The 26,148-nt window shown below is 73.7% G+C and carries 21 protein-coding genes; 5 read left to right on the top strand and 16 right to left on the bottom strand.

Going from position 1 to position 26,148, the window contains the following annotated elements; all coding sequences use genetic code 11:
• Positions 1-16: 16 nt before the first annotated feature.
• The 9 genes from DQE82_RS14555 to DQE82_RS14595 form a co-directional block, all read right to left on the bottom strand.
• Positions 17-2,227 carry a carbohydrate-binding module family 20 domain-containing protein gene (locus tag DQE82_RS14555; protein ID WP_113972964.1) on the bottom strand — a complete coding sequence of 737 codons (2,211 nt, stop codon included), beginning with the start codon at positions 2,225-2,227 and terminating at the stop codon, positions 17-19.
• 381 nt (positions 2,228-2,608) lie between these two features.
• On the bottom strand, positions 2,609-4,885 hold the full coding sequence (katG, locus tag DQE82_RS14560; protein WP_113972965.1) for a catalase/peroxidase HPI: 2,277 nt from the start codon (positions 4,883-4,885) through the stop codon (positions 2,609-2,611).
• A 23-nt stretch (positions 4,886-4,908) separates the two neighbouring features.
• A complete protein-coding gene (locus DQE82_RS14565) occupies positions 4,909-5,337 on the bottom strand; it encodes a Fur family transcriptional regulator (RefSeq protein WP_030499126.1) in 429 nt (142 codons plus the stop codon).
• 133 nt (positions 5,338-5,470) lie between these two features.
• Positions 5,471-6,469 carry a glycoside hydrolase family 11 protein gene (locus DQE82_RS14570; RefSeq protein WP_064445607.1) on the bottom strand — a complete coding sequence of 333 codons (999 nt, stop codon included), beginning with the start codon at positions 6,467-6,469 and terminating at the stop codon, positions 5,471-5,473.
• Between the two features lie 347 nt (positions 6,470-6,816).
• Positions 6,817-7,293 carry a hypothetical protein gene (locus DQE82_RS14575; protein WP_043323276.1) on the bottom strand — a complete coding sequence of 159 codons (477 nt, stop codon included), beginning with the start codon at positions 7,291-7,293 and terminating at the stop codon, positions 6,817-6,819.
• A 44-nt stretch (positions 7,294-7,337) separates the two neighbouring features.
• Positions 7,338-8,990 (bottom strand): class I adenylate-forming enzyme family protein, encoded by a 1,653-nt coding sequence (locus DQE82_RS14580; RefSeq protein ID WP_043323274.1) that lies wholly within the window; start codon positions 8,988-8,990, stop codon positions 7,338-7,340.
• Positions 8,991-9,111: 121 nt separating this feature from the next.
• Positions 9,112-9,876: an ABC transporter permease gene (locus DQE82_RS14585; RefSeq protein WP_030499122.1), complete on the bottom strand. Its 765-nt coding sequence runs from the start codon at positions 9,874-9,876 to the stop codon at positions 9,112-9,114.
• 23 nt (positions 9,877-9,899) lie between these two features.
• Positions 9,900-10,877 (bottom strand): ATP-binding cassette domain-containing protein, encoded by a 978-nt coding sequence (locus tag DQE82_RS14590; RefSeq protein WP_113972966.1) that lies wholly within the window; start codon positions 10,875-10,877, stop codon positions 9,900-9,902.
• 48 nt (positions 10,878-10,925) lie between these two features.
• A complete protein-coding gene (locus DQE82_RS14595; RefSeq protein ID WP_113972967.1) occupies positions 10,926-12,122 on the bottom strand; it encodes a glycosyltransferase in 1,197 nt (398 codons plus the stop codon).
• A 71-nt stretch (positions 12,123-12,193) separates the two neighbouring features.
• Here DQE82_RS14595 and DQE82_RS14600 point away from each other — a divergent pair, with 71 nt between their 5' ends.
• Positions 12,194-13,132 carry a 3-oxoacyl-[acyl-carrier-protein] synthase III C-terminal domain-containing protein gene (locus DQE82_RS14600; RefSeq protein WP_113972968.1) on the top strand — a complete coding sequence of 313 codons (939 nt, stop codon included), beginning with the start codon at positions 12,194-12,196 and terminating at the stop codon, positions 13,130-13,132.
• A gap of 15 nt (positions 13,133-13,147) precedes the next feature.
• Positions 13,148-14,149, top strand: coding sequence for a 2-hydroxy-acid oxidase (locus DQE82_RS14605; RefSeq protein ID WP_113972969.1), 1,002 nt, complete (start codon positions 13,148-13,150; stop codon positions 14,147-14,149).
• Here the strand turns inward: DQE82_RS14605 and DQE82_RS14610 are convergent.
• From DQE82_RS14610 to DQE82_RS14635, 6 genes are all read right to left on the bottom strand, one after another.
• The gene (locus tag DQE82_RS14610; protein WP_113972970.1) at positions 14,054-15,079 is read right to left on the bottom strand and encodes a histidinol-phosphate transaminase; all 1,026 of its coding nucleotides are present in this window, start codon (positions 15,077-15,079) and stop codon (positions 14,054-14,056) included. The two genes, DQE82_RS14605 and DQE82_RS14610, sit on opposite strands and share 96 nt — an antisense overlap.
• Positions 15,076-16,347 carry an NAD(P)/FAD-dependent oxidoreductase gene (locus tag DQE82_RS14615; protein ID WP_113972971.1) on the bottom strand — a complete coding sequence of 424 codons (1,272 nt, stop codon included), beginning with the start codon at positions 16,345-16,347 and terminating at the stop codon, positions 15,076-15,078. The genes DQE82_RS14610 and DQE82_RS14615 overlap by 4 nt, the downstream gene beginning before the upstream one ends.
• Positions 16,344-18,044 (bottom strand): prenyltransferase/squalene oxidase repeat-containing protein, encoded by a 1,701-nt coding sequence (locus DQE82_RS14620; RefSeq protein WP_113972972.1) that lies wholly within the window; start codon positions 18,042-18,044, stop codon positions 16,344-16,346. Before DQE82_RS14620 ends, DQE82_RS14615 begins: the two co-directional genes overlap by 4 nt.
• Positions 18,041-19,078, bottom strand: a complete 1,038-nt coding sequence (locus DQE82_RS14625) for a UbiA family prenyltransferase (protein WP_113972973.1) — start codon at positions 19,076-19,078, stop codon at positions 18,041-18,043. The genes DQE82_RS14620 and DQE82_RS14625 overlap by 4 nt, the downstream gene beginning before the upstream one ends.
• Entirely contained in the window at positions 19,075-20,094 is a 1,020-nt protein-coding gene (locus DQE82_RS14630; protein ID WP_069088422.1) for a polyprenyl synthetase family protein, read from the bottom strand. Before DQE82_RS14630 ends, DQE82_RS14625 begins: the two co-directional genes overlap by 4 nt.
• 244 nt (positions 20,095-20,338) lie before the next feature.
• Positions 20,339-21,364 carry a methyltransferase gene (locus DQE82_RS14635; protein ID WP_113973105.1) on the bottom strand — a complete coding sequence of 342 codons (1,026 nt, stop codon included), beginning with the start codon at positions 21,362-21,364 and terminating at the stop codon, positions 20,339-20,341.
• A 161-nt stretch (positions 21,365-21,525) separates the two neighbouring features.
• On the opposite strand from DQE82_RS14635, the gene DQE82_RS14640 reads away from it, so the two are divergent.
• Entirely contained in the window at positions 21,526-22,389 is an 864-nt protein-coding gene (locus DQE82_RS14640; RefSeq protein ID WP_113972974.1) for a TauD/TfdA family dioxygenase, read from the top strand.
• 7 nt (positions 22,390-22,396) lie between these two features.
• On the opposite strand, the gene DQE82_RS14645 is transcribed toward DQE82_RS14640, so the two are convergent.
• The gene (locus tag DQE82_RS14645; RefSeq protein ID WP_064445596.1) at positions 22,397-23,563 is read right to left on the bottom strand and encodes a cytochrome P450; all 1,167 of its coding nucleotides are present in this window, start codon (positions 23,561-23,563) and stop codon (positions 22,397-22,399) included.
• A 193-nt stretch (positions 23,564-23,756) separates the two neighbouring features.
• Between DQE82_RS14645 and DQE82_RS14650 the strand changes: the two genes are divergently transcribed.
• Both DQE82_RS14650 and DQE82_RS14655 read left to right on the top strand, forming a co-directional pair.
• On the top strand, positions 23,757-24,920 hold the full coding sequence (locus DQE82_RS14650) for a nucleotide disphospho-sugar-binding domain-containing protein (RefSeq protein WP_113972975.1): 1,164 nt from the start codon (positions 23,757-23,759) through the stop codon (positions 24,918-24,920).
• Between the two features lie 10 nt (positions 24,921-24,930).
• Positions 24,931-26,133: a cytochrome P450 gene (locus DQE82_RS14655; protein ID WP_043323260.1), complete on the top strand. Its 1,203-nt coding sequence runs from the start codon at positions 24,931-24,933 to the stop codon at positions 26,131-26,133.
• The last annotated feature ends 15 nt before the right edge of the window (positions 26,134-26,148 follow it).

Here is a 26,148-nt window from a genome sequence, read left to right on the forward strand (position 1 = left end):
ACGGGCCGCACGATCGTCAGCGCCAGGTGTCGGTGACGGCCCGGGTGCCGCCGGCCGGCGTGGTGAGCGTCCGGTTCGCGCCGGACTCCCAGGTCACCGTCCCGTCCGGGTTCTTCTTGACGTACTTGTACTCGACAGCGGTGTTCGCGGGCAGGTCGACGGTGGCCCGCCAGACCGGGTACGCGGCCGAGGAGAGCGCGACGGCGGCGGCCGGGTTCCAGCCGCCGAGCGCCGGTATGTTGCCGACGACGAACACGTTCTGCCCGTAGGCGGTGGTCGCGGTGACGGAGAACGTGGTGGCCACAGCCGTGGAGACCGTGTCACCGCGGAACGTCTCGGTCACCGCGTACGTGCCGGTGGCCGGCGTGGTGAGCGTCCGGTTGGCGCCGGACTCCCAGGTGACCGCGCCGGCGGCGGTCAGCTTGACGAACTTGTACTCCACCGCGGTGGACCGGGGCAGGTCGACGGTGGCACGGTAGACGCCGCCGCCCTGCGCGGTGAGCTTGACGCCGCTCGCGGGCGTCCACGACCCCAGCGCGGGGATGCTGCCGACGACGCGGACGTCCTGCCCGGCGGCCAGGTTCGCGGTGACGGTGAACGTGGTGGCGATCCGGTCACCCGGGCTCACCGTGGGGGACACGGTCGGCGAGGGCGACACGGTGGGCGACACGGTCGGGGAGGCCGACGGGGACGGGCTCGCGCCCGGCCGGGCGTTCACGTGGATCGCGACCGCGTCGTTGGCGGGGAGGGTCACGGTGGCCCGGCCGCCGGACACGGTCACCGTGGAGCCGGTGCAGCCGCTGCCGGTGGCGACGCCGGAGATGACGTCGCAGTACCGGCCGTCGGCGAGCCCGGTGGTGAAGGTGGCGGTGGTGGCGGAGCCGGAGTCGTTGATGCCGATCCACGCCCGGTCGCCCCGGTGGAAGCCGATCACGTTGCTGTTCACCGTGGTGAAGTCCGAGACGGTCTTCACCGGGCGGGCGGCGTTGGCCCAGCCGACCATGCCCTTGACGCCGGTGGTGCGGCTCAGGCAGGTCCAGGCGGCGCCGCAGACCGTGTCGGTGACCCGTCCGGTGCCGTCGTGCGGCGGGGACTGGTTGCGGTTGGACCAGGTGAAGCTGTCGTAGACCGACGGCTTGCCGTGCGGGTAGGCCAGTGCGAAGTAGTTGGCCAGCACGTAGTCGGTGCCGTTCTTGTACGACAGCACCACGCCGTCGCGCTCCAGGTCGTGGTTGGTGACCATGGCGAAGACGTTGGCGCCGGGCGCGTCGAGGTTCCAGTTCGGCACGTTGGCCAGCGCCGAGATGGAGCCCTGGAAGGCCGAGCGGACGCCCTTGGCGTACGCGAAGTCGAGCACGTCGCCGTTGGCGATGTACGCGCGGGCCTGCAGCGCGGAGTTGCTCGCCCCGTCGAAGATCTCCTGCGCGACATACGGGCGCCGGCCCTCGACGACCGTGTTGTTCAGCTTGCCGAGGATGGCCGCGAAGTCGTCCTTGCGGATGTGCTTGACCGCGTCGACCCGGAAGCCGTCGACGCCGAGCCCGATCAGGTCGTTGAGGTACGCGGCGATCTTGTTCCGGACCGCTTCCTTCTCGGTGTACAGGTCCGACAGCGACAGCAGCTCACAGCTGGTCACCTGGGCCTCGTTGTTCCAGTCGTTGATGGCGCCGCCGGTCGGGCAGTTGTCGCCGGGGCGGTGGAAGTCGCCGTCGCCGTACGGCACGGCCGGGTAGCTGTAGCCGGAGAACTCGGTGCCGGCGTAGCCGCGCGTACCGGCCGGGTTGTTGGTGCCGGCCATGTGGTTGACCACCGCATCGACGTAGACGCGCACACCGGCGTTGTGGCAGGCGGTGACCATCGCGGCGAACTGCTGGCGGTTGCCGAACCGGCTGTCCAGCTTGTACGACACCGGCTGGTACACCTCGTACCACGGGTAGGCGCCGTCGGCGCTGGCGGGCAGCTTCACCGACTCCTGCGGCGGTGCCACCTGCACCGCGCCGTAGCCGGCCGGTCCGAGGTGGTCGGTGCAGGCGGCGGCGACCGAGGTCCAGTTCCATTCCCAGAGGTTGGCGGTCACCTCGCTGTCGTTGAGTACGACGGCGGCGCGGGCGGGTGCGGCGGTGGTGGTGGCAGCCGCGACGGCAACCGTGCCGCCCGCCGCGACGAGCGCGGCGGCGAGCAGCAGGCGACCGGCGCGGCCACGGGGGTGTGGCCTGACGGAAAGCATGGTTGGGGGACCTCTTCCGTGGGTTCGAAAGGGTGAGCGGGGGGTGGGGCGGCCGTCCCGGGTAGCGAACACGATGCGCCATCCATGAAAGTCTTTGCAAGAGCTTGCGGCAAAGTTTTCGAAACCCGCAGGCAACACGAGCGGGGTCAGATCCCCGACCACCAGCGGCGATCCACGCTGGACCGAGCAATCCGGCGCTCGACCGAGATCCCGACGCTCGGGACGAAACAAACCGCTTCGCGGGACGACCGCAACTTCTGAGCAGATTTTCCAACGTTTGCGGGCCGGGTGTGCGCCGCTGGTCCCCGACACCGGCCGGACACGGGACGAGCCCCGGTCCGTCGCGGCGCGACGGACCGGGGCTCGCTCGGAGACGGCAGATCAGGCCAGGTCGAAGCGGTCCAGCTCCATGACCTTCGTCCAGGCGGCGACGAAGTCACGCACGAACTTCTCCCGCGCGTCGTCGCTGGCGTAGACCTCGGCGAGGGCCCGCAGCTGCGAGTTGGAGCCGAAGATCAGGTCGACCGCGGTGGCGGTCCACTTGACCTGGTCGGTGGCCAGGTCCCGGATCTCGTACACGTGCTCCTCGGACTCCGACGCCTTCCACCGGGTGCCCGGGGAGAGCAGGTTGACGAAGAAGTCGTTGGTGAGCACGCCGGGCCGGTCGGTGAGCACGCCGTGCGACGCGCCGCCGACGTTGTTGCCGAGCGCGCGCAGACCGCCGACCAGCACGGTCATCTCCGGCGCGGTCAGGTTCAGCATGTACGCCCGGTCGACGAGCAGCACCTCCGGCTGGGTCTTCTCGCCCGGCCGCAGGTAGTTGCGGAACCCGTCGGCGCGCGGCTCCATCACCCGGAACGACTCGACGTCGGTCTGCTCCTGGGTGGCGTCGGTACGCCCCGGGTGGAACGGCACGGTCAGCTCGACGCCAGCGTCGCGCGCCGCCTGCTCGACAGCGGCCGAGCCGGCCAGCACGATCAGGTCGGCGAGGGAGATCTGGGCGCCGCCGGCGGCGTTGAACTCCTGCTGGATGCCCTCCAGCGTGGCCAGCACGGTGGCGAGCTGCTCGGGCTGGTTGACCTCCCAGTTGCGCTGCGGCTCCAGGCGGATCCGCGCACCGTTGGCGCCACCGCGCTTGTCGGTGGAGCGGTAGCTCGCGGCCGAGGCCCAGGCGGTGGAGACAAGCTGGGCGGTGGTGAGACCGGACTCCAGCACCTTCGCCTTGAGCGCGGCGACGTCGGCGTCGTTCACCAGCTCGTGCGCGACGGCCGGCACCGGGTCCTGCCAGAGCTGGGCCTCCGGCACCCACGGGCCGAGGAAGCGGCTGACCGGGCCCATGTCACGGTGCAGCAGCTTGTACCAGGCCTTGGCGAACGCCAGCGCGAACTCGTCCGGGTTCTCCAGGAACCGGCGGGAGATCTTCTCGTACGCCGGGTCGACGCGCAGCGACAGGTCGGTCGTCAGCATCGTCGGCTTGTGCTTCTTCGACGGGTCGTGGGCGTCCGGGATGATCGCCTCGGCGTCCTTGGCGACCCACTGCTTGGCGCCACCCGGGCTGGTGGTCAGCTCCCACTCGTAGCCGAAGAGGATCTCGAAGAACCGGTTGGACCACTGCGTCGGCTTGTCGGTCCACGTCACCTCGAGACCGCTGGTGATCGTGTCGCCGCCCTTGCCCTCGCCGTACGTGCTGAGCCAGCCCAGACCCTGCGCCTCCAGCGGCGCGGCCTCCGGCTCGGGGCCGACGTGCTGGTCGGCGGGGCCTGCGCCGTGGGTCTTGCCGAACGTGTGGCCGCCGGCGATCAGCGCGACGGTCTCCTCGTCGTTCATCGCCATCCGGCGGAACGTCTCACGGATGAAGTGCGCCGCCGCGAGCGGGTCGGCGTTGCCGCGCGGGCCCTCCGGGTTGACGTAGATCAGACCCATCTCGGTCGCGCCGACGCCGGCCACCATCTCCTTCTCGGAGGCGTAGCGCTCGTCGCCGAGCCAGGCGTCCTCGGGGCCCCAGAAGATCTCCTCCGGCTCCCAGACGTCCTCACGGCCGAAGCCGAAGCCGAAGGTCTTGAAGCCCATCGACTCCAGCGCGACGTTGCCGGCGAGCACCAGCAGGTCGGCCCAGGAGATCTTCTGGCCGTACTTCTGCTTGACCGGCCAGAGCAGCCGGCGGGCCTTGTCCAGGTTGGCGTTGTCCGGCCAGCTGTTCAGCGGGGCGAACCGCTGACCGCCGTCGCCGGCGCCACCGCGGCCGTCCTCGATGCGGTAGGTGCCCGCGGCGTGCCAGCTCATCCGGATCATCAGGCCGCCGTAGTGACCGAAGTCGGCCGGCCACCAGTCCTGCGAGGTGGTGAGGACCTCGGTGATGTCCCGCTTGAGCGCCTCGACGTCGAGCTTGGCGAACTCCCGGGCGTAGCTGAACTCCGGGCCGAGCGGGTTGCCCTTGTCCGAGTGGGCGTGCAGCACCGACAGGTCGAGCTGGTTGGGCCACCAGTCACGGTTGCTGCGCGGACGACCGCCGGTCTTCGGGGTCGGCGAGTCGATCGCCGGGTTCTCGCTCTCGCTGCCGTGCGCGGTCACGGAGTCGTGCGCGACCGGGCAGCCGGCCGCCTCCTTCGCGTCCACGCCCTGCGGGCTGACGGGCCGGTTGTCCTGGGTGTCGCTCATCTGTTTCCTTCCGAACTGGCGGATCACTGGGCGGTGCGGTCGGCCGCGCAGCCGGGGCAGGCGCCCCAGTAGACGACCTCCGCCTCGTCCACCACGAAACCGTGGTCGTCGGAGGCGGTGAGACAGGGGGCGCTGCCGACGGCACACTCGACGTCGGCGATGGCGCCGCAGGAACGGCACACGACGTGATGGTGGTTGTCTCCCACCCGAGACTCGTAGCGGGCCGTGGCGCCGGCCGGCTGGATGCGCCGGATCAGCCCGGCGTCGGTGAGGGCCCGCAGCACATCGTAGACCGCCTGGTGGGACACGGTGGGCTGCTCCGCGCGGACCAGCGCGATCACGGTGTCGGTGTCGACGTGCGGGTGGTCGCGCAACGCCGCGAGCACCGCCAGCCGGGGCCGGGTCACCCGCAACGAGACCGCCCGGAGCTGCGTCTCGAAGTCGGCCGTCATGCGACGACCTTAGCCCGGTCTTTTGGAATGAATCAAGTTTCTGCCCAGGTGTGTCGGCCGCCACCGCGGCCGTCCGCGCACACGAAAACGGGGGTGCCGCGCCAGGCGCGGCACCCCCTCCCCGGAAGAGGGCTCAGGCGGCTGAGCAACTCGCGGTGGGCGTGTTGCTGTTGCCGTTCTTGTAGAGCGTGATGCCGAAGTTGTTGCCGTTGCCATTGGGACGCGCGGTGAGCGTGCCGCTGGTGCCGCTGACCGAGGCGTTCCAGCTGTTCTGCAGGCTCTGGCCGCCCTGGGTCTGGATGCTGACGACCCAGTTGCTGGTGCCGCTGACCGAGAAGGTCACGTTGAACCGGTCGCCCCACTCCTCGGCCCGGCTGACACTGACCGTGCAGCCACCGTTGTTCGGCGGCGGGGTGGTCGGGTTACCGCTGGTCCCGCCGATCGTGATGTTGGAGTTGCCGCTGCTCTGGTAGCCCTCGGTGGCGAGGATCTGGTAGTCGTGCGAACCGAGGTTCATGCCGTAGCGGGACCAGGCGTCGAAGTGGTTGCCGGCGGTGATGGTGCCGCCCACGCGCTTCGACTGCCGGACGCTCCAGTACTGGTAGAACGTCCGCGTGCCCTCGATCGAGGGGGCGTTGACCCGCTGGGTGCGGTAGATGTCGTACGTGCCGCCGTCGGAGGACACCGAGCCCATGTAGCCGCTGCCCGGCGGGCGCCAGCTGCCCCAGCTGTCGACGATGTAGTACTCGACGAGCGGGTTGCGGGTCCACCCGTAGAGCGTCAGGTACGCGTTGCCGGACGGGTTGAAGCTGCCGGAGTAGCTGACCGTGCGGCGGCCGCCCGGGTTCCAGCCCTTGCCGGCGACGAAGTTGTTGATGTTGCTCCATTGGGTGCTGTACTGACCACCGTTGCCCATGGTCATGGAGACGTTGCCACTGTCTTTCCAGAAGGAATAGAAGTAGCCGTTGTTGGTGCCGGTCGAGTTCGACGTGACGGTGGTGTCGGCGTAGGCCGGGCCGGACGTGACCGCCGTCGTCCCGGCGGCGATCAGCGCCACGGCACAGGCGCCGCCGAAGAGCATCCGGAGGCGTCCGCGCCTGCGGTTGCCCGTGCGGACGGGGGCGTCGTTCATGGACGGGTTTCCTCCCTGTGACCGGCTGGCGCGGCCAGCCGGGTGGCACGAGCCGCATGTGGCCGTCCGCTGGTGGACGGCGGGACGGGCGACTGCGCGCCACGGCGGTGGACGGACATCGACGTCAATCGAGATACGCCGATGGCCACAGTATTGGAGGCTCATTTCTCCGTGTCAACAAGTTCCGGAAATGTTGTGGAAACCCGAAGTGGCACAAATAGGGCTTAGCGCTGCCGGGTGAGGCTGTCGCAGCCCTGCCGGAGGTCTCTTGAACGAGCCGAGTAAGCGATGGTGACCGGAAGTTTCGGCGGCTTTCCGGATCAAGGCCGGGCCCGCGCCGGGCACCGCTACCCGGTCGAGCCCAGCATCACCCCGAACACGCCGCAGCAGGCCAGCCCGCCGACGACGAGCGTGACGAGGGCGACCGAGTAGTTCGACCACAGGCCGAACCGCGTCACGTCGGTGCCGTACCCGTCGTGCACCCGGTTGCGCCAACCGCCGAAGCGGAACACCAGGTGGTGGGCGGCTCCCGGCTGGACCATGAGCGACGTGGTCATCAGCGGGACGCCCATGAAGTCGGTGTAGCGGACGTCGTGCCCGCCGGCCGGGACGGCGACGTGCCACGTGCCCTCGCCCGGGATCGCGACCAGCTGGCGGTCGATCTTGAAGCGGCTGGTGACCGGCGCGGGAATCATGTACGGCCCCCGGTTCACCGAGACCACGAGCACTCCGCAGCCCGGCGGCGGGGTGATCGGGTGCGGGTAGGCGATCAGCGGGACGACGCCGTGCATCGGCGGGTACGGCTGCGAGGGGAGGTAGGACACGGCCAGATTCTGGCACGGCCGCGCCAGGTGTCGATCTCCCCCGCTCAGCCGGCGCCGGGCGCCGCGGCGCCGGCGAGCAGGCGCTGTCGCATCAGGAACTTGCGGACCTTGCCGGTGGGTCCCATGACCACGTCGTCGTCGGGGACGGTCACCACCCGGCGCAGCGTCGCGGCCACCGCGGGGCCCAGCGCGGCCCGGACCCGGTCGGTGCGGTCGCGCGCCGGATCCGCGTCCTCGGCGAGCAGGAGCAGCACGTCGGTGACGGTCGTGCCGTCCTCGGCCGCCGCCGCGACCACAGTGCAGTCACGGACGTCCGGGCAGTGCCGCAGGACGCGCTCCTCGGACAGCGCGGTGTACAGCCAGGTCCCGCCGCCCAGGTCGACCGCGTCGCTGGCCCGGTCGACGTGGTGGTAGTCGCCGGCCTCGTCGCGGTACATCAGGTCGCCGGTGAGGTAGTAACCGCCCAGCCGGGTGCGGTACGTGGTGACCGAGTCGTTCCAGTACCCGAGCGCCAGCGTCGGCGACTTCAGGCCGACGTGCCCCACCTGCCCCGGCGCTACCTCCTCACCGGTCTCCACGTCGAGCAGCGCGATCTCGGCGAACGGGTACGGCTTGCCGACACAGCGGTCGTACCGGTCGCTGCCCAGCCGGTGGGTGATCCGGAACGCGCCGTGCCCCATCTCGGTGGAGCCGAGCATGTCGACGAACTTCGAGCCGGGGGCGTCCACCATGCCGTCGCGGGTGTACGTGGGATGGCTGCCGACCGCGACCAGCCGGCGTACGTGCGACTCGTGCGCGCAGTCTCCGGTGTTGAACCAGTTGCGCACCGAGCTGAGGTCGCGGGTGGTGAGGTCGACCCGGGCCAGCTCGGACCAGGTCACCGCGAAGCCGAAGACGCCGGTGGGGCGCCACCGCTCGATCGCGGAGAGGATCGTCTCGGCGCTGCGCGCGAACGGGCCGCCCTGCGCGGACAGGCACAGCAGCTGGTAGCCGTTGCAGAGCGCCTGGTTGAGCGTGATGATGCCGGCGGCGTGCGCGGCCGGCAGCGCGGACATCTCCCGCACCTCGCCGTACGGCCGGGACTCGGTGAGCCGGACCGCGCGGATCGCGGCGAACAGGCCGTGGTGCGAGTGGACGATCGCCGCCGGCACCCGGGTGGTGCCCGAGGAGTGGGTGATGACCACCGGGTCCTGCGGGTGGTGCCGGTGGTGCGGCGGGGCCTGCGCCGGGTCGCCCGCGCCGGTCTGCGCCGCGTCGCCGAGGACCGGCGCGCCGAGGTCGTGCCCGGCCAGGGCGGCGTGGTCGGCGTCGACCACCACCCCGGCGGCGCGCAGCCGCCGCACGAACTCGGCCGCCAGCTCGATCGGCATGTTGCCGTTCATCAGCGCCGGGATCGCGCCGAGCCAGGTCAGCGCCAGGAAGTTGAGGAACACGTCCGGCGCCGAGGTCACGTACACCGCGATCGGGTCGGCCCGGCGGACGCCGCGCGCCCGGAACCACGCCGCCCGCGCCGCGACCCGCTCGGTCAGGGTGGCGAGCGACAGCGGCGTCCAGGCGGGGATGCCGTCGACGTCGACGTCGAACGTCACCCGGGGCATGTCCATGTCGGCGCCGTGCTCGGCCAGCCGGAGCAGCACGTTGCCCGCGCCCAGCTCCATGTCGGCCGCCAGCGTCGCGCGGAAGTTGTCGGCACCCAAACGAGTCGCCTCCTCAGCTGACACACGTCACGGCCGCGCCGGCGGCGTACCGGCCGCCGGGCGGGGACACGATCAGGCTAGAGCGCCCGCCACGCTGAGACAATGCTCGATGTACGCTCGGTCAGGAGACGTCGCGGTTGAACAGCCGCGACGACCAGAACAGGCTCGCCGCGGCCAGCCCGGACATGATGAGCGCGCCCTGCCAGACCACGCTCTGGGTGATCTGGCCGGCGAACAGCGCCCGCATGCCGTCGGTGGCCCAGGCGAACGGATTCCACACCGCGACCCGCTGGATCCACATCGGCGCCAGCACGAGCGGGATGAGCACGCCGGCCAGCAGCGACACCGGCTGCCCGACGGTGTTCACCAGCACGCCGAGGCTGTTCTCGTTGCGGACCAGCAACGCGATGTCGTACGAGATCGAGGTGCTCAGCAGCACCATCACCGACAGCAGCGCGTACGACACCAGCAGGTTCGCCAGGTGCACCCGCAGGCCGAACGGCAGCGCCACGAGCGTGACCACCATGGCCTGCACCACGTTGAGGCACACGTGCATCAGCGCCCGGCCCAGCAGCAGGCCGGTCCGGCTCACCGGCGTCACCCGGCACCTGTCGATGATGCCCGCGCGCAGCGCGCTGAGCAGCCCGTAACCGGCGAACAGGCCGCCGAACAGGCCCATCGCCACGAACAGGCCGGGTACGTAGATGCGGTACGCGTCGGCGTAGGTCGAGGCGCCCCGGTCGACCATCACCACCTTGAGGAACGGCGCGAAGAGGATCAGGTAGGTGATCGGCTGGGCCAGGCTGAACGCCACCATCACCGGGTTGCGCACCATCAGGCCGGCCTCCTGCTGGAAGATCAGCCAGGTGTCGCGGACGAGCTTCACGCCGTACTCCTCTCGGCGTCCGGTCACTCGGCGAGCGACCGGCCGGTCTTGGCCAGGAACACGTCGTCGAGGCTGGGCCGGCGGGCCTCGATCGCGCCGGGCTCGATGCCCCGGTCGTAGAGCGCCCGCATGACCTGCGGGATGGCCGTGGCGGCGCTGTCGACGTAGAGCCGCAGCGTGCCGTCGACCGGCTCGGCCGCGTGCACGTACGGCGCCTCGGCCAGCAGCTTCGCCGCGGCCGGCAGGTCGCCGCCGGTCTCGTCCGCGACGTCGGCGGCGGCGAAGTCGACGGCGACCACGTCGCCGGAGATCTCGCGCTTGAGCGCCGACGGGGTGCCCTCGGCCACGATCCGCCCGGCGTCGATGATCGAGACGCGGTCGCAGAGGCTGTCGGCCTCGTCCAGGTAGTGCGTGGTGAGGAAGATGGTCATGCCCTCCTCGCGCAGCCGCCGTACCTCCTGCCACATCCGGACCCGGCTGGGCGGGTCGAGCCCCGCCGTCGGCTCGTCCAGGAACATCACCTGCGGCGAGTGGATGACGCCGAGCGCGACGTCGAGGCGGCGGCGCTGCCCGCCCGAGTACGTCTTGATCTTGCGGTCGGCGAAGTCGTCGAGCTGGAACGCGCGGATCGCCCCGGCGGCCAGCTCCTGCGCCACCGACTTGGACAGCCCGTGCATCCGGGCCTGGAGCACCAGGTCCCGCCGGGCGGTCGAGTCGTCGTAGGTGCCGCTGGCCTGCGCCACGAAGCCGATCCGCCGCCGCACCTGCGCGGGCGCGCGCAGCAGGTCGACCCCGGCGATGGTGGCCGCTCCCCCGCTGGGCCGGATCAGCGTGGCGAGCATCCGCAGCGTGGTGGACTTGCCCGCGCCGTTCGGGCCGAGGAATCCGACGATCTCGCCGCGCCGGACCGCGAAGTCGACGCCGCGTACCGCCTCGACAGTGGTGGCGCCGCGGCCACGTCCGACCCGGAAGGACTTGCGTAGGCCGGTGGCCTCGATCATCGAGCCTCCTCGTGCGGCGCGACGCCGGCGCGGGTGCGTCAGGTCAGGCTAGTTCGGCCCCGACGGTTGGACAACGGTCGATGCGTCAGTGTCGGGAGCCGTGCGTGCCAACACGGCGAGACGTGCCGCCGCCGCGCGGGCGCCGCCGGCCGCCGCGAACGACTCCCCCACCCGGCGCGCTCCCGCCCGGTACGCGGGTTCGTCGAGCACCGCGCTCAGCGCGGCGGTCAGCTCCGCCGGGGTCGCGGAGCCGAAGGAGACCTCCAGTCCGGCGCCGGCCCGGCGCACCTGCCGCGCCACCGCCGGATGGTCGTGCCGGATCGGCGCGACCACCACCGGCACACCGTGGGCCAGCGCCTCGGACACGGTGCCCAGCCCGCCGTGCGACACGAGGGCGTCGAGCCGGGGCATCAGCGCGAGCACCGGCACCCGGGGCGCGACGAGCACGTGCGGCGGCGGGTCGGGCACCAGTCCGGCGCCGGCGGTGAGGATCACCTGGACCCGCTCGGCGAGCGGCGCGGTCGCCGCCGTCATCCGCCGGTAGAAGTCGGCGGCGAGGTGCTCGGCCATCGTGCCGACCGTGACCAGCACGTGCCGGCGGCCGGGATCCCACGCCTCCCAGGCGAACGCGGGCGCGTTCGGCCGCCGTCCCAGCGCCGGCCCGGTGAGCACGCAGCCCGGCGGCAGCGGCGCCGGGCCGGTGAGCGCCGTCGTGGTCAGGCCGATCACGAGGTACGGCGAGAAGCGCAGGTCGATCGTCTCGTCCACGGGCAGGTCGGTCATCGCCCACACGCGGCGGACCTGGGCGTCCACCCAGCCGGTGAACTCGGGCATCTCCTCGGTCGGCGGTGTCAGCTCCAGCATGCCGACGCAGAACGTCGCCCACGGCAGCCCGCGGCGGTGCGCGGCGAGCGCGCCGGCCAGCGCGTACTGGTCGGCCACCACCACGTCCGGCCGGTACCGCTCGACGGCGGCGTCGGCGGCGTCGCGGATGAACCGGTTCGCGGGCAGCACGTGCCCCTCCCAGAGGCTGCGCACCGAGGCCATCCCGGCCGCGTCGTCGGGGCGGTAGTAGCGCTTGCCGGTGGGGAACAGCGTGGCGTCCGGGCCGACCAGCGGGCGCAGGTCGCTGCGCGGCCCGACCCAGGCCACCTCGTGCCCGGCCGCCTCCAGTTCCTGGGCGATGGCGACCGGCGCGTTCAGATGGGACTCCACCGGCAGGACGACGAACAGGAAGCGAGCCACGTCGATATGATCGCACGCGCGTTGACATCCATCGGCGTCACTGATCTGATCCGTGTCGTGACGGTTCGCGCATGACGGCCATCGAGGCCGTCTCGGTGTTCCTGCCGCAGCGCCGGGTGCCGGTCGAGAGCCTGGCCGCGCCACTGGGCCTGAGCGACATGCAGGTGCGCCTGTTCCGCCGCTTCCACGGCCTGACCGAGGTCCGCCGCGACCCCGGGCTGTCCCTGACCGACCTGCTGCTGCGCGCCGCGCACGGCCTCACCGCGCTGCACACGCTGCGGCGGCGGGTGCGGTTCGTGGTGTACGGGCGGGCCTTCCCGGTGGTCACCCCCTACCCGGTCAACCCGCTGCACGAGGTGTGCCGCGCGCTCGGGCTGGGCCACGCGCTCGCGTTCACGCTCACCCAGCAGTCCTGCGCCAGCGCGCTCGCCGCGATCGACGTGGCCGGGCGGCTGCTCGCGTCCGAACCGGACACGCCGGACGGCCCGCCGCTGGCGCTGGTGCTGACCGGCGAGAAGGCGTTCACCCGTGACGCCCAGTTCATCCCGGAGACGTCGGTGTTCAGCGAGGGCGCCTCGGCCTGCCTGCTCAGCGCCGGTGGCGGCCGGGACCGGCTGCTCGCGTACGCCTGCCACCAGCGGGGCGAGTTCGACGTGGCCGGCGGCGAGTCCCCGGCGCGGTTCCAGCGGGCGTACCGGCCGGCGCTGGCCGAGGTGATCGGCCGGGCGCTGGAGCAGTCCGGCACGACGCTGTCCGAGCTGCGGCTGGTGCTGCCGCACAACGTGAACCTGATGACCTGGAAGCGGCTGTGCCGGCTGATCGGGCTGCCGCTGGACCGGGTGCTGCTGGACAACGTCACCGAGACCGGGCACGTGTTCTGCGCCGACGCGTTCGTCAACTACCGCACCGCCCGGCAGCGCGACCTGCTCCGGCCCGGTGACCGCTATCTGGTCGCGGCGGTGGGCGCCGGGGACGGCGCGACGTTCGCCGCCATGGTCTTCGAGCACTGAGCGGCGGAGGCCACCATGGAGACCGGACTCCGCCTGCTGCGGGCCGCGCGGCGCACGTTCACCGGTCCGGCCGCGCTGCTCGGCGACCCCGTGCTGCGCGAGCGCGCCGCCGGCTACCTGGCCGACCTGACCCGGCCGTACGGGCTGCGTGTGCCCGCCGGCCTGTTCGACGCGCCCGCGGCGGCGCTGGGCCAGTCGTACGGGGAGATGGCCGCCGAGCTGATCCCCGCCGTCGTGCCGCCGGAGGAGCCGGTGGACCTGCTCGTGCTGGCGTTCGCCGTGCACGACATGCTGCCCGGGCGGGCCACCGCGGCGTACCTCAGTCACGTCTGCCCGGGCACGCCGATGTCGTTCGCGCTCTGCGACCAGGGTTCGGCGGCGGCGTTCACCGGGCTGCGGATCGCCCGCGCGTACGGGTGCCGCCGCGCCCTGCTGCTCACCGTCGAGCAGGCGGTGCTGCCGTACGACGCGGCGGTGCCCGTACCGGCGCGCCACCGGGCCGTGGCCATGCTCTACGACGCGCTCGCCGACGACGGCGCGACCGGCGGCGACAGCGATGGTGCGGCCGGCGGTCCCGAGCTGATCGGGCTCGGCGGCGGCGCACGGGTGACCGCGCTGCGCCAGCACGTGGACGTCGACGCCGGCGACGTGGCCGCGCTCGCGGCGGCCGAGGTGGGCGAGCTGACGGCCGGACGTACCGATGTCGCGGTCGTGCTCGGCGCGGACCTGGCCGCCGTGTGGCCCGGCCACGGCGGCGCCGCGGTGACGACCGGGCCGCGCAGGCAGCCGTCCACCGGGGTCTGGTGGGCGCTGCTGGACCGTCTCGCCGGGGCCGCGGCGCGGCCCCGGCCGGTGGTGGTGGCCGACTACGAGCCCGGCCTGAACTACCTGAGCGTGGTCGCGCTGGCGCCGGCCGGCCGGTCAGAGCCCGTCGGCGAGCGCCGCGCGGACGAACGCGAGCAGCCGCTCGTTCGCCTCCGGGGAACCGACGGTGATCCGGACCCCGGCGCCGGGTAGCGCCATGACCAGGATGCCGGCCTCCCGGGCCCGGTCGGCGAACGGCACGGCCCGCTCTCCCAGCGGTAGCCACACGAAGTTGGCCTCGCTGGGCGCCACGGTGAGCCCGAGGCCGCGCAGCGCGCCGACCAGGCGGGTACGCTCCGCCACCAGCTCCGTGCACCGCCGGGTCAGCTCCGCATCCACCTCCGGCGTCAGGCTCGCCACCGCCGCCGCCTGGGCGAGCGCGGAGGGGAAGAACACCGCCCCGGTGAGCGCGGCGGCCCGGGTGAGCCGGGGCGGCACGACGGCGTACCCGACGCGCAGCGCGGCCAGCCCGTACGCCTTGGAGAACGTGCGCAGCACGCAGACGTTGCCGTACGCCCGGTACAGGTCCATTCCGTCCGGCGAGCGGGGGTCGGTGACGAACTCGCGGTACGCCTCGTCCACGATGACCGGCACGTCGGCCGGGATCCGGTCCAGGAACGCCTCGACGTCGTCGCGGCGCAGCGCCGCCCCGGTCGGGTTGTTCGGGTTGCACAGCAGCACGCAGCGGGTCCGCTCGGTCACCGCGTCCGCCATCGCGGGCAGGTCGTGGCCGTACCCGTCCATCGGCACCGGCACGGCGCGGGCCCCGGCGTTGCCGATGATCAGCGGGTAGCCCTCGAACGACAGGGCCGGGTGGACGACGTCCGGCCGGGGCCCGAGGGACTGCACGAGGTGCTGGCACAGTCCGGCCGAGCCGGGGCCGACGAGGATCGCCTCCGGTCCGACGCCGAGCCGCCGGGACAGCGCGGCCACGAGCGCCGCCGACGTGCGGTCCGGGTAGCGCTGCAGCGTCGCGGCGGCGTCGGCGACCACCCGCCGCACCCCCGGCAGCGGCGGGTAGGGCGTCTCGTTCATGGACAGGTCGGCCGGCGGGTGCGTCCCGACGGCGGTGCCAGGCGTCATGGTCGCTCACTTTCCGACGGGACCGGCGGGGTGTGCGCTCGCCGGTCGGCCAGGAGCCCGAGCTGGTACATCCGGTCGACCGCGGACAGCGGCCGGACGTCGGTGCCGGAGAGGTTGCCGGCGGTCAGCCCGAGCAGGCGGGGGTTGGCGGCGGTGCGGCGCATCATCCGCGCGCCGAGCAGCTTCGGCAGCCCGGACACCGCGGTGATCATGCGGGAGGCGTTGTGGCTGACCGTCGCGACGTGGTCCAGGCGGGGCCGCCGCGCCGCCTCGAAGGCGAGCAGCGCCCGGTCCACCGCCGCCGGTTCCGGCGCGCCGCCCTCGGCCGCCAGGCAGGCGGCGAGCGTCTCGGCGTCACCGAGGGAGCTGTTGACGCCCTGCGCCGCCATCGGGTGCACCGCGTGGGCGGCCTCGCCGGCGAGCGCGAGCCCCGGCACGGCCAGGCGCGCGCTGCGCAGCCGGTAGACCGCGAGCAGTTGGCGCCGGTCCAGGCTCGCGCGCAGCGCCGCGCCCAGCGGCCGGATCGCCGGCACGTCGGCGAGCAGCCGGTCGCACCACGCGCCCAGGTCGACGCGCCCCCGGAACTCGTCCGGCGTCACCTGCGCGTACAGGCGGCACCGCCCGCCCGGCAGCGGGTAGACCAGGCAGAGTCCCCGGGCGGTGCGGTAGGCGGACACCTCCTCGGCCACGTCGGCGCCGGCCACGTCGAAGGCGACCAGGCCGTGCGGGTACTCCTGGCGCCGCACCGCGATCCCGGCGCCGCGGCGCAGCGGCGACGACATGCCGTCGGCGGCGACCACCAGCGGCGCGTGGATCTCCTGTTCGGCGCCGTCGGCGACGAACCGGACGCCGCCGATGCGCCCGTCGCTGTCGCGCAGGACGCCGGTGACCCGCGCTCCCCACCGGATGCGCGCTGCGGGCGGCAGCCGGTCGGTGAGCACGCGGCGCAGGTCGCCGTAGTCGGCGCAGAGGATCTGCCGGTACGCGCCGGGCAGCCCCGCGTAGTCCAGGCAGAGCAACGGCTCGCCGGCCGGGTCGCGGATGGCCAGCCGCCCGACCGGGCGCGCGCCGGTGGCCCGCAGGGCGTCCAGCAGGCCCCAGGAGTCGAGGATGCGTACCGTCTCGGGCTGCAGGATCTCGCCCTTGGCGATCGACGCCGGGGTGCGCTGCCGGTCCAGCACCAGCACCCGCAGGCCGAGCGCGCCGAGCGCGCGGGCGCAGGCCAGGCCGCCGGCGCCCGCGCCGGCCACCACCACGTCGGGGGTCATCGGGTCACCGCCGGCGGCGCCACGTCCGGCCGCGCGGCGGCGGCCCGGCGGTACTCGCCGAGCGCCCGCAGCGCGAGCGCCTGGGTGATCACGGCGTTGGGATAGCGCATGTGGTGGCGGATGTAGTTGCACACCCGGGCCGCCGGCCAGCTCCCGTCCGGCCCGGCGGCGGCGACCAGCCGGGCCACGCCCCGGTCCACCGCCCCGGTGGCGTCCGGGTCGCCGGTGGCGAGCAGGCCCTGGACGGCCCAGGACGTCTCCTCGACCGAGCCCGCCGTGCCGTCGCCCGGCCCCCACGAGCCGTCGGGCAACTGGGTGTCGCGCAGCCACCGGGCCGCCCGGCGCACCACCTCGTGCCGGGCGTGCCCGACCCGGGACAGCGCGGCGACCACGACGGCGGTGCCGGAGGTGTGGTCGCGGTACCAGAGGTTCTCGAACGTGCCGTCGGGCGCGGCCCGGGTCAGCAGCCAGGTCGCCGCCCGGGCGATCGCCGGATTGTCGTCCGGGTGGCCGGCGTCGTGCAGCGCGAGGATCGCCTGGCTGGTGATGGCCGGGCACGGACCGTCGTTGGCGAGCCGGGTGTCACGGACCCACAGGCTCCACGAGCCGCGGCTGTCCTGGCGGCCGACCAGCCACGCCAGTCCGTCGCGCAGGACCGGGTCGGCGCCGGCGCCGGGAAAGCCGGCCAGCGCGGAGAGGATCTCGGCGGACTCCAGCGTCACCGGCCAGCCGCGCGCGTTCGAGTAGCTCCATCCGCCCGGCGGCACGTCCAGCACCTCGAACGCCTCCGGTTTGCGGCCGGCGTGGAGGAACTCCCGGGTGGCGCGCAACCGGGGGTCGTCGGCGTAGCCGGCCGCGATCAGCCCGGTCGCCGCGTACCCGGTCCGGGTCAGGTCCAGGTTGGTGACCGCGTCCCAGGCGCCGTCGGGGCGTACCGCCCGGCGCAGCCAGCCGACGACGGCGCGGGCGATGTCCGGCGCCTCGCCGCTGCGGGCCAGGCCGAGCAGCACCAGCGCGGCCGGCCACGGGTCCTCGCTGAGCGCGCCGGTGCCGCCCTCGTGGTCGTGGATGGACCGCAGCAGCCGCAGCGCCACCGGCCGGGCCCGGCCCAGCGTGGCCCGGCGCAGGCGGCCGGTGGGCAGCAGGTCGGCCTGCATCAGGGCGAGCCCGATGAACGGCGCGGTACGGAACGACAGGCGCTGCCGGCGTACCCGGTCGAACAGGACGATCTCCAGTGGCAGCCGGCGCAGCGGGCCCGCCTCGGCGGTCATCCCGGCCATGGTGAGCAACTGGCGGCAGAGCAAGGAGATGGCCGGGTCGGTGACGGTGTCGACGCCGCCCAGCGCGGCCAGCCGGGTCCGGCCCGCCGCGATCGCCCCGGCGCTGTCGGCCGGCGCGGTCAGGGCCAGCGCCGCGATCGCGACGGCGGTGGGCACGACCTCGGTGCCGGCGCCCACCACGCCGCCCCAGCCGCCGTCGTCGTGCTGCTGCCGGCGCAGCCACGCGGTTCCGGCGCCGACCAGGTCCGCGCAGCCGGACGGGTCGGCGGCGTGCAGCGCGGCCACCGCGCCCGCGGTACCCAGCACCGAGGCGGGCGGGTCGTCGCCGAACGCGCCGTCGGGGCGGCGCCGGCGCAGGAGCGCCTCCGCGCCGGCGGTGACGGCCTTCCCGACGGCCTCGGTGGTCACAGTGGTCATGGCGCGTCCTCCACCGGTACTCGACTGCGGGTGGCGAGGGTCAGGCCCGCGACCGGCGGACCGAGTTCGTGCCGGGCACGCATGGCGCGCTGCGCGACCCAGGTCAGCGCGACCATCGGCAGCGCGAGCGCGAGCTGCACGGCGACGCCGAGGCCCAGCCCGACCGCCGCGGAGGCCAGCGCGACCCGCTCCACCACCAGGACCGAGTGCGCGCGCAGCGCCACCACGACCGGCATGCCGCCGCGCCGGCGCACCAGCGGGGCCAGTGCCACCACGCCGGTCAGCAGGACCACGAGCACGGTGATCAGGTACGCGGTCCGCGCGTCCCGGCCGGCGAGCAGCCCGGCGGCCACGGCGGCGGCGATCGCGACGGCGTAGAGCGCCAGCACGGTCCGCACCGCGAACGGCACGCCCCGCCCCACCGGCAGCGTCCGGTAACCGCCCGCGCGGTCGCCGTCGATGTCGCGCAACGCGCCGACCAGGTTGGACATCGCGTCGTGCGACCAGAACGCGACGACGAGCGCGAGCAGCACCGGCGTCGCCGAGGCGCGGTCCGGGGCGAGGCCGGCGGCGAGCGCGCCGTAGACGAGCGCGACCGCGCCGAGCGCGCCCCGGACCAGGTTTCCGGCGATGCCGCGGGCCTTGAACCACCTGCTGTACGCGACGATGCCGCACCCGGCCAGCAGCGCCGCCACGGTGGTGCCCCACCCGCCCAGCACGGCCAGGACGCCGAGCAGCGTGAAACAGGCCCAGCCGCACCAGAGCGCGGTGCCCGCGCCGAGGCGCCGGGAGGGGATCGGCCGGTGCGGTTTGCTGCCGGCGTCCAGGTGCCTGTCGAAGTAGTCGCCGAGATAGTGACCGCCGAGCCAGCCGGCGGTCGGCGCGGCCCAGGCCGACAGCAGCACCCACGGATGGTGCGGGCCGCCGGCCACGGCGGCGCCGGCCAGGCCGACCAGCCCCACGTACCAGAGGGTGTAGGGCCGCCAGGTCTCGACGTGGGCCCGCAGTGCCCGCACGGCGGCGGCCGTGCTCACGCCGTCCCGCTCGTCATCCAGGCCGCGATGCCGGTGAGCACGTCCGCGCCCGCGGACGGGGTGAGCACGGCCAGCTCGGCGCGGGCCCGCTCGGCGTGCCCCACCATCCGCTGGCGGGCGCCGTCGACCGCGCCGACGTCGCGCAGCAGCGCGGCGACCCACTCGACGTCGCCGGGACCGGCGCCGCGCCGGTGCAGCACCGCCAGCAGCTCCACCCGGGTCGCGTCGGTGACCGCGTCGTACGCCAGCAGCAGCGGCAGGGTGGGGCGGCCGTTGTTGAGGTCGCTGGACGCCGGTTTGCCGGTCTGTTCCGGGGTGGCCAGATAGGACAGCAGGTCGTCGCGGATCTGGAAGGCCATCCCGAGGTGCTCGCCGTACCGGGCGAGCGCGGCGGCAACCGGCTGGTCCGCGCCGCCGAGCAGCGCGCCGATCTCGCACACGGCGCGGAACAGCGCGCCGGTCTTGAGCCGGATCATCTCCGGATACCAGCGGGCGCCCGCGTCCAGGTCGCCGACGAGCCGCGCCTCCAGCGCCTGCCCCCGGCACAGGTCCTGTCCCGCCTCGGCCAGCGCGGCGACCGCGGCGACGACGGGGCCGGCGGGGGTGTCCGGACCGCCCTCCACGACGGCCCGGAAGGCGTGGAAGATCAGGTGGTCGCCGGCCACGATGGCGCCGGGGATGCCGTACGCCACCGGGACCGCGGGGCGGCCGCGGCGCAGCGTGTCGGCGTCGATGATGTCGTCGTGCACGAGCGTCGCGACGTGCAGGTACTCGGTGGCGAGCGCGGCGGCGAGCGCGTCGCGGGGAGATCCGCCGACCGCCTCGGCCGCGTGCAGCGTCATCATCGGGCGCAGCATCTTGCCCGCCGGCAGCAGCGCGTAGCGCACTATCGCGTCGAGCTGGTCGGGTGTCTCGGGCCACCGCCGTCCGAGTTCGGCGCGCAGCAGCCGTCCCGATTCGCTGCGGGCGAGGTCGTCGATGAAGGGCGGATATCGCGTGGAGCCAGCAACCGTCATGACGCGTCGACCCTTTCGCGAGGGATCGGCTAGTCGCCACGCGAGACGTTACCGGCCGCCCTCCCCGCGAACAACCATTGATAAATGCGAGCAGATATGGGTGGCGGCAAATGTCGTGACCGCATTTCTCAGCACATTGACCGATGCCCAGAGAAAACCGCCCTTCCACCCAGGGCCGCCATGTCGATGCATATACGTCAATGATCGGGCGCACGGGACGGCACCGGACAGGTGCGACGCGCCCTCAGGCGCCGGCGGCGAACTCCATGAGCGTGAGCCCGTCGGCGCCGTGGTACGTGCGCCGGGGCGACAGGCCCGCGGCGGCGGCCAGCGCGGCGAACTCGGGCAACCCGCGTTCCCGGCCGCCGACGAGCACCAGCATCCGCAGGTCGTACGCGGACAGGTGCGGCACGTGCGGCACCGTCGGCAGCACCTCGATGACGAGCACCCGGCCGGCCGCTCCGGCCGCCTCGGCGCAGCGCCACAGGATCGCCGTGGCGTGGGCGTCGCTCCAGTCGGTGAGCGCGCGCGAGACCACGTACACGTCGGCGCCGGGCGGCAGCGGGGCGAAGAAGTCCCCGACCACGGTCTCGACCCGGTCGGCGAGACCGCACTCGGCGAACGTCGCGGCGGCGGTGGCCACCGGCTCGGGGCGGTCGACGAGCGTGCCCCGCAGGTGCGGATGGGCGCCCAGCACCTCCCGCAGCAGCCCGCCCGCGCCCCCGGCCACGTCGACCACGTGGCCCGCCTCGCGCCAGGGATAGAGCGCCGCGACCTCCGGCGCGGTGAACCGCTGCTGACTGAGCATCAGCGCGTCGAAGTAGGCCCGGTGGTCCGGGTGCGCGTCCAGGTCGGCCCAGAAGTCCCGCCCGTGCACCTCGCGGTAGCCGGGCCCGCCGGTGCGGATCGCGTGCGGCAGACCGGCCCAGGCCAGGTCCATCCGCGCGCCGAGGCCGCCGAGGTCCAGATAGGCGCCGAGGCCACCGCCCTCGCGGTCGCAGAGCAGCTCGCCGACGTCGGTCAGGCCGAAGACGTCCGGCGACACCTCGACGAACACGCCCCGGTGCGCGAGGTAGCGCAGCAGGCGGCCCAGCGCGGCGGCGTCGGCCCCGGCGGCGCCCGCCAGCTCGGCCAGGCCGGTGACACCGTCGGCGATCAGGTCCGGCACGCGCAGGGTCACCGCCGTACGGACCGCGAACGGGGTGGCCAGGTCGGTGAGCCGGTCGAGCCGCTCCGCCGCGTCACCCTCGATCGGGGCATCGATCGCCACCCGCGCCTCCTCCACGTCGCGGGCCGGCCTCGCCGCCCCCGCCGGCACCGAATGGTTCCAGGCGTACGCCGGGTGAGTCAACGACGACGGCTGGTGAGGACATTCACGGACGTGGAACAATTCGCGGACCAGCCGTGGCGCGCAGACCGGAGGGATCATCGATGACCACATCCATCGCGGCCGAGGTCCGGCTCGTCTCCGGCGCGCTGGGCGCCGAGGTTCACGGCATCGACCTCAACACGCTCACCGACGAGGGCTTCGCGCTGATCCACGACCTGCTGCTCAAGCACCAGGTGGTCTTCCTCGCCGGCCAGACCGGGCTGACGCCGGCCGCGCACGTGGCGTTCGGCCGCCGCTTCGGCGAGGTCGAGCTGCACCCCTATCTGCCACGGCTGGACGGGCACCCGGAGATCGTCGTCATCGACTCCGCCGACGGCGGCAAGGTCGACGTCTGGCACACCGACATGACGTTCCACCAGAGCCCGCCGATCGCCTCGATCCTGCACCTGGTCCAGCTGCCCGAGGTCGGCGGCGACACCATGTGGACCAACCAGTGCCGGGTCTACGAGGCGCTCTCCGCGCCGATGCGTGACCTGCTCGACGGGCTGACCGCCATCCACGTCATCCGGATCGGCACCGAGTTCACCAGCCGGGCCGAACACCCGGTGGTCCGGGTGCACCCGGAGACCGGACGCCGCTCGCTGTACGTCAACCGGCTGTTCACCTCGCACATCCCGCAGCTGACCCGCAACGAGAGCGACGCGCTGCTGGAGCACCTGTTCGCCTTCTCCGAGAGTCCCCAGTTCACCTGCCGCTACCGCTGGCGGACCGGGGACGTCGCGGTCTGGGACAACCGGGTCACCCAGCACTACGCGGTGAACGACTACGAGGGACTGCGCCGCGGGCAGCGGATCACCGTGCTCGGCGACCACCCGACCGGGAACCCGCCGCGCTGGGAGCACTACGCGCCCGCGCCCGGCGAGCGCTACTGGCCGGGCCGGGTCAACGCGGTGGAGAGCTACTGACCGCCGCTCACCAGGTCACCGGGAACGAGGCGATGCCGCCGTTCATCCGGTCGTGCCGCCACGGGATCTCGGCCGGCGGCACCGCCGGCGCGAGCGCCGGCATCCGGGTCAGCAGCGCGCCCAGCGACAGCTCCACCTGCATCCGGCCCAGCGCCGTACCGAGGCAGAAGTGCGGCCCGAAGCCGAAGGTCAAATGCGGGGCGTCGGGCCTGCGGTCGATGTCGAAGACGTTCGGCTCGGGGAAGAACCGGGGGTCGCGGTTGCCGGCCCACGGCACCGCCATCACGCAGTCCCCGGCGCGCATGCCGACGCCGCCGAGGACCAGGTCCTCCCGGACCACCTGCACCCGGAACATGGCGCTCACCGACGTGTAGCGCAGGATCTCGTCGGTGGCCGCGGAGAGCTTCTCCGGCGCCGCACGCAGCTTGGCCAGCTGCTCCGGGTGCCGGAACAGCGCGAGCAGGCCGGCGCTCGTCGAGTTGATCTCCAGCCCGCCGAGCAGCACCCCCATGGCCAGCTCGACCAGCTCGGCGTCGGCCAGCTCGTGCGTGCCGCGGACCCAGGCCGAGAGCAGGTCGTCGCCGGGCTCGGCCCGCTTGCGCGCGAGCTGACCGGCCAGGTAGTCCCGTAGCTGGGCCTGCGCGGTCGCGGCGTCGGCCGAGCCGTACGCGGTGACCGAGTTCAGCCCCTCGATCCAGGCGTAGAAGCGGGGACGGTCGGCGGCCGGCACGCCGAGCACGTCGCACACCACGAACACCGGCAGCGGCGCGACCAGCCCGGCCACCACGTCGGCCGGGCGCGGGCCGGCGAGCATCGCCTCGACCAGCTCGTCCACCAGCCGCTGCACCCGGGGACGGAACGTCTCGATGCGGCGGGCGGTGAACGCGCGCGCGGCCACCCGGCGCACCGCCGCGTGCGGCGGACCGTCCATGTTCAACTCGCGGGGACCGCCGCCGTCCGGCGTCGCGGTGGCGCCGAGCGGAAGCCGGGAGAAACGGGGGTCGGCCAGCACGGTGCAGCACTGCTCGTAGCCGAGCACCAGCCAGGCGGCCCGCCCGTCGGGCAGCCGCACCCGGCTGACCGGCTCGGTCACGACCATCTCCAGCAGCTCGGCCGGAAGATCGCCGGTGAATGGCTCGAACGGATAGGAACGCAACCCGGAATTGACGCTCAACGCACCACCGCCTGCCGATCGCGGTCCACCTCGGGCACCGGCTAAGACTCCAGCATCGGTTAGCCCGGCGTCAATATCCATTGCGGTCGGCCGCGACCTTCCGCGTACCGCTTCCATCACCTAGCATCGGTTGGCCAGGACTGCCGTTTCACGCGCGGATTGGTGGGATTTGACTGCGGCTCTGCGAATTCTGATGTCGACGTGGGGCTGGCGGTCGCATTTCTACAGCCTGGTCCCGCTCGGCTGGGCGCTCCAGGCCGCCGGCCACGAGGTGCGGGTGGCCAGCCACCCCTCGATGGTCGCCGCGATCAGCTCGGCCGGGCTCGCCGCCGTGCCGCTGGGCGCCGACGTCGACTTCGCCGCCGCGTTCGCCGGCCGGATCGGCGCGGTGGCGCCGCTCGACGGGCCCGCCACGGCGGACGCCCTGGAGCCGGCTATCACCGCCGACGGCGGGGTGGTCCGCTTCGCCGACGCCGTGCTCGACGAGCTGGTCTCCTTCGGCCGGTCCTGGCGGCCGGACCTGATCCTCTGGGAGCCGTTCAACCTGGCCGCGCCGGTGGCCGCCGCCGCGCTCGGCGTACCCGGCGTGCTGAACCTGTGGGGGCCGGACTCCTCGACCACGCTGCGCCTCGACCCGGAGTCGGTGGTCGGGCCGCTCGCCGCCCGGTTCGGGCTCGCCACCGCCGAGGTGGCGTTGGACGGAGTGCTCACGCTCGACCCGGTGCCGCCGCCGATGCAGGTGCCGATGCGCCGCCCCGGCCGCCCGGTGCGGTTCGTGCCGTACAACGGCCCGGCCGTGCTGCCGCCCTGGCTGCGCCGCCCGGCGGACCGGCCCCGGGTGTGCGTCACGGCGGGCACCATGATGGCCGGCGCGGGCCTGGACGACCGGCTCGACCTGGCCGGGGTGATCCACGCGGTGGCCGGGCCGGACGTGGAGGTCGTCGTCGTGGTCGAGCCGCGCCAGCGCGAGGCGCTGGGGCCGGTGCCGGCCGGGGTCCGCCTGGCCGACGGGCCGCTGGCGATGCGGCTGGTGCTGCCGACCTGCGCCGCGCTGGTGCAGCAGGGCGGGGCCGGCACCACCATGACCGCGCTCGCGTACGGCGTGCCGCAGCTCGTCCTGCCGCAGGTCAGCGACCAGCACTTCAACGGTGAACGACTGGCGGCCACCGGCGCGGGCGCCTGGCTGACCCGCGAGCAGGCCACCGCCGCCGCGGTGCGGGACCTCGTCCGCGAGCTGATCGCCGACGGCCCGTGGCGGCGCGCGGCGGCGCTGATGCGCGACCGGGTCCACGCCATGCCCGCCCCCGCCGACCTGGTGCCGACGCTCGCCGCCCTGGCCCGGGGCGGCCCGATCTGAGGAGTCGCAGATGACGCAGGACCCGCCGGCCATCCCGTACCCGCTCGCGCCGGCTCCGACGATCTACCACCCGTCGCCGGACTACACCCGGATGCGCGAGACGTGCCCGGTGGCCCGGGTCGAGCTGCCCGACGGGGCGTGCGCGTACCTGGCCACCCGGCACGCCGACGTGCGCCGCGTCTTCACCGACCAGCGGTTCAGCCGGGCCGCAGCGGCCGGCCCGAACCGCCCGACCCGGGAGCTGGGCTCGCTCGCCGAGGACTCGCTGATCGGGATGGACCCGCCCCGGCACACCACGATGCGCCGGGCCGTGTCGCACGCGTTCACCGTCCGCCGGGTGGAGGAGCTGCGCCCCAGGGTCGCGGCGCTCGTCGACGCCATGATCGACGACCTGGTGGCCGCGGGTCCGCCCGCCGACCTGATCACGCACGTCTCCGGCCCGCTGCCGATCTCCGTGATCAGCACGCTGTTCGGCATCCCCGAGCGGGACCGGGAGCGGGTACGCCAGTGGTCGGACGCGCTCGTCGGCGACTGGGACGCCGACCCGGAGGCGCCCCGGGCCGCGCTGGAGGCGTTCCGCGAGCTGATCGAGCAGCGCCGCCGCGAGCCCGGCGACGACCTGATGAGCGCGCTCATCGCGGTCTGGGACGAGCACGACGACCTCACCGAGCGGGAGCTGGTCTCGGTCACCGCCGGCATCTTCGTCGGCGGGCACGAGACCACCACCAACCAGCTCAACCTGTTCCTGCTCGTACTGGCCCGCCACCCCGAGCAACTGGCCGCGCTGCGCGGCGACGACCCGGTCGCGGTGGCCCGGGCGGTCGAGGAGCTGTCCCGCTTCATCCAGCTCGGCGACAACGGGGTGCTGCTGCCCCGCGTCACGACCGAGGAGGTGGAGCTGGGTGGCGTACGCCTGCCGGCCGGCGCCGCGGTGCTGCCGGCGATCGCGTCGGCGAACCGGGACGCCACCGTGTTCCCGGGCGCGGACACGCTCGACCTGACCCGCGCGCACAACCCGCACCTGGCTTTCGGCGCCGGCCCGCACCACTGCCTCGGCGCGGCGCTGGCCCGGATGGAGCTGCAGGAGGCGCTCGGCGGCCTGCTGCGCCGGCTGCCCGGGCTGCGGCTCGCGGTCGACGAGTCGCAGCTGCGGTTCCGGCCTGGTCTGGTGGTGCGCAGCCTGGAGTCGCTGCCGGTGACCTGGGACGCGTGACCGGCGCTGTGACCG

The sequence above is a fragment of the Micromonospora sp. LHW51205 genome (assembly GCF_003315815.1).
GTDB lineage: Bacteria > Actinomycetota > Actinomycetes > Mycobacteriales > Micromonosporaceae > Micromonospora > Micromonospora chalcea.

What these genes read in the sequence shown, in the direction of transcription:
- DQE82_RS14600 (WP_113972968.1), top strand. Translation starts at nt 12,194, where the DNA reads ATGACGGCCATCGAGGCCGTCTCGGTGTTCCTGCCGCAGCGCCGGGTG.
- DQE82_RS14565 (WP_030499126.1), bottom strand. Translation starts at nt 5,337, where the DNA reads ATGACGGCCGACTTCGAGACGCAGCTCCGGGCGGTCTCGTTGCGGGTG.
- DQE82_RS14610 (WP_113972970.1), bottom strand. Translation starts at nt 15,079, where the DNA reads ATGACGCCTGGCACCGCCGTCGGGACGCACCCGCCGGCCGACCTGTCC.
- DQE82_RS14650 (WP_113972975.1), top strand. Translation starts at nt 23,757, where the DNA reads ATGTCGACGTGGGGCTGGCGGTCGCATTTCTACAGCCTGGTCCCGCTC.
- DQE82_RS14630 (WP_069088422.1), bottom strand. Translation starts at nt 20,094, where the DNA reads ATGACGGTTGCTGGCTCCACGCGATATCCGCCCTTCATCGACGACCTC.
- katG (WP_113972965.1), bottom strand. Translation starts at nt 4,885, where the DNA reads ATGAGCGACACCCAGGACAACCGGCCCGTCAGCCCGCAGGGCGTGGAC.
- DQE82_RS14620 (WP_113972972.1), bottom strand. Translation starts at nt 18,044, where the DNA reads ATGACCACTGTGACCACCGAGGCCGTCGGGAAGGCCGTCACCGCCGGC.
- DQE82_RS14590 (WP_113972966.1), bottom strand. Translation starts at nt 10,877, where the DNA reads ATGATCGAGGCCACCGGCCTACGCAAGTCCTTCCGGGTCGGACGTGGC.
- DQE82_RS14640 (WP_113972974.1), top strand. Translation starts at nt 21,526, where the DNA reads ATGACCACATCCATCGCGGCCGAGGTCCGGCTCGTCTCCGGCGCGCTG.
- DQE82_RS14570 (WP_064445607.1), bottom strand. Translation starts at nt 6,469, where the DNA reads ATGAACGACGCCCCCGTCCGCACGGGCAACCGCAGGCGCGGACGCCTC.
- DQE82_RS14555 (WP_113972964.1), bottom strand. Translation starts at nt 2,227, where the DNA reads ATGCTTTCCGTCAGGCCACACCCCCGTGGCCGCGCCGGTCGCCTGCTG.
- DQE82_RS14605 (WP_113972969.1), top strand. Translation starts at nt 13,148, where the DNA reads ATGGAGACCGGACTCCGCCTGCTGCGGGCCGCGCGGCGCACGTTCACC.
- DQE82_RS14655 (WP_043323260.1), top strand. Translation starts at nt 24,931, where the DNA reads ATGACGCAGGACCCGCCGGCCATCCCGTACCCGCTCGCGCCGGCTCCG.
- DQE82_RS14615 (WP_113972971.1), bottom strand. Translation starts at nt 16,347, where the DNA reads ATGACCCCCGACGTGGTGGTGGCCGGCGCGGGCGCCGGCGGCCTGGCC.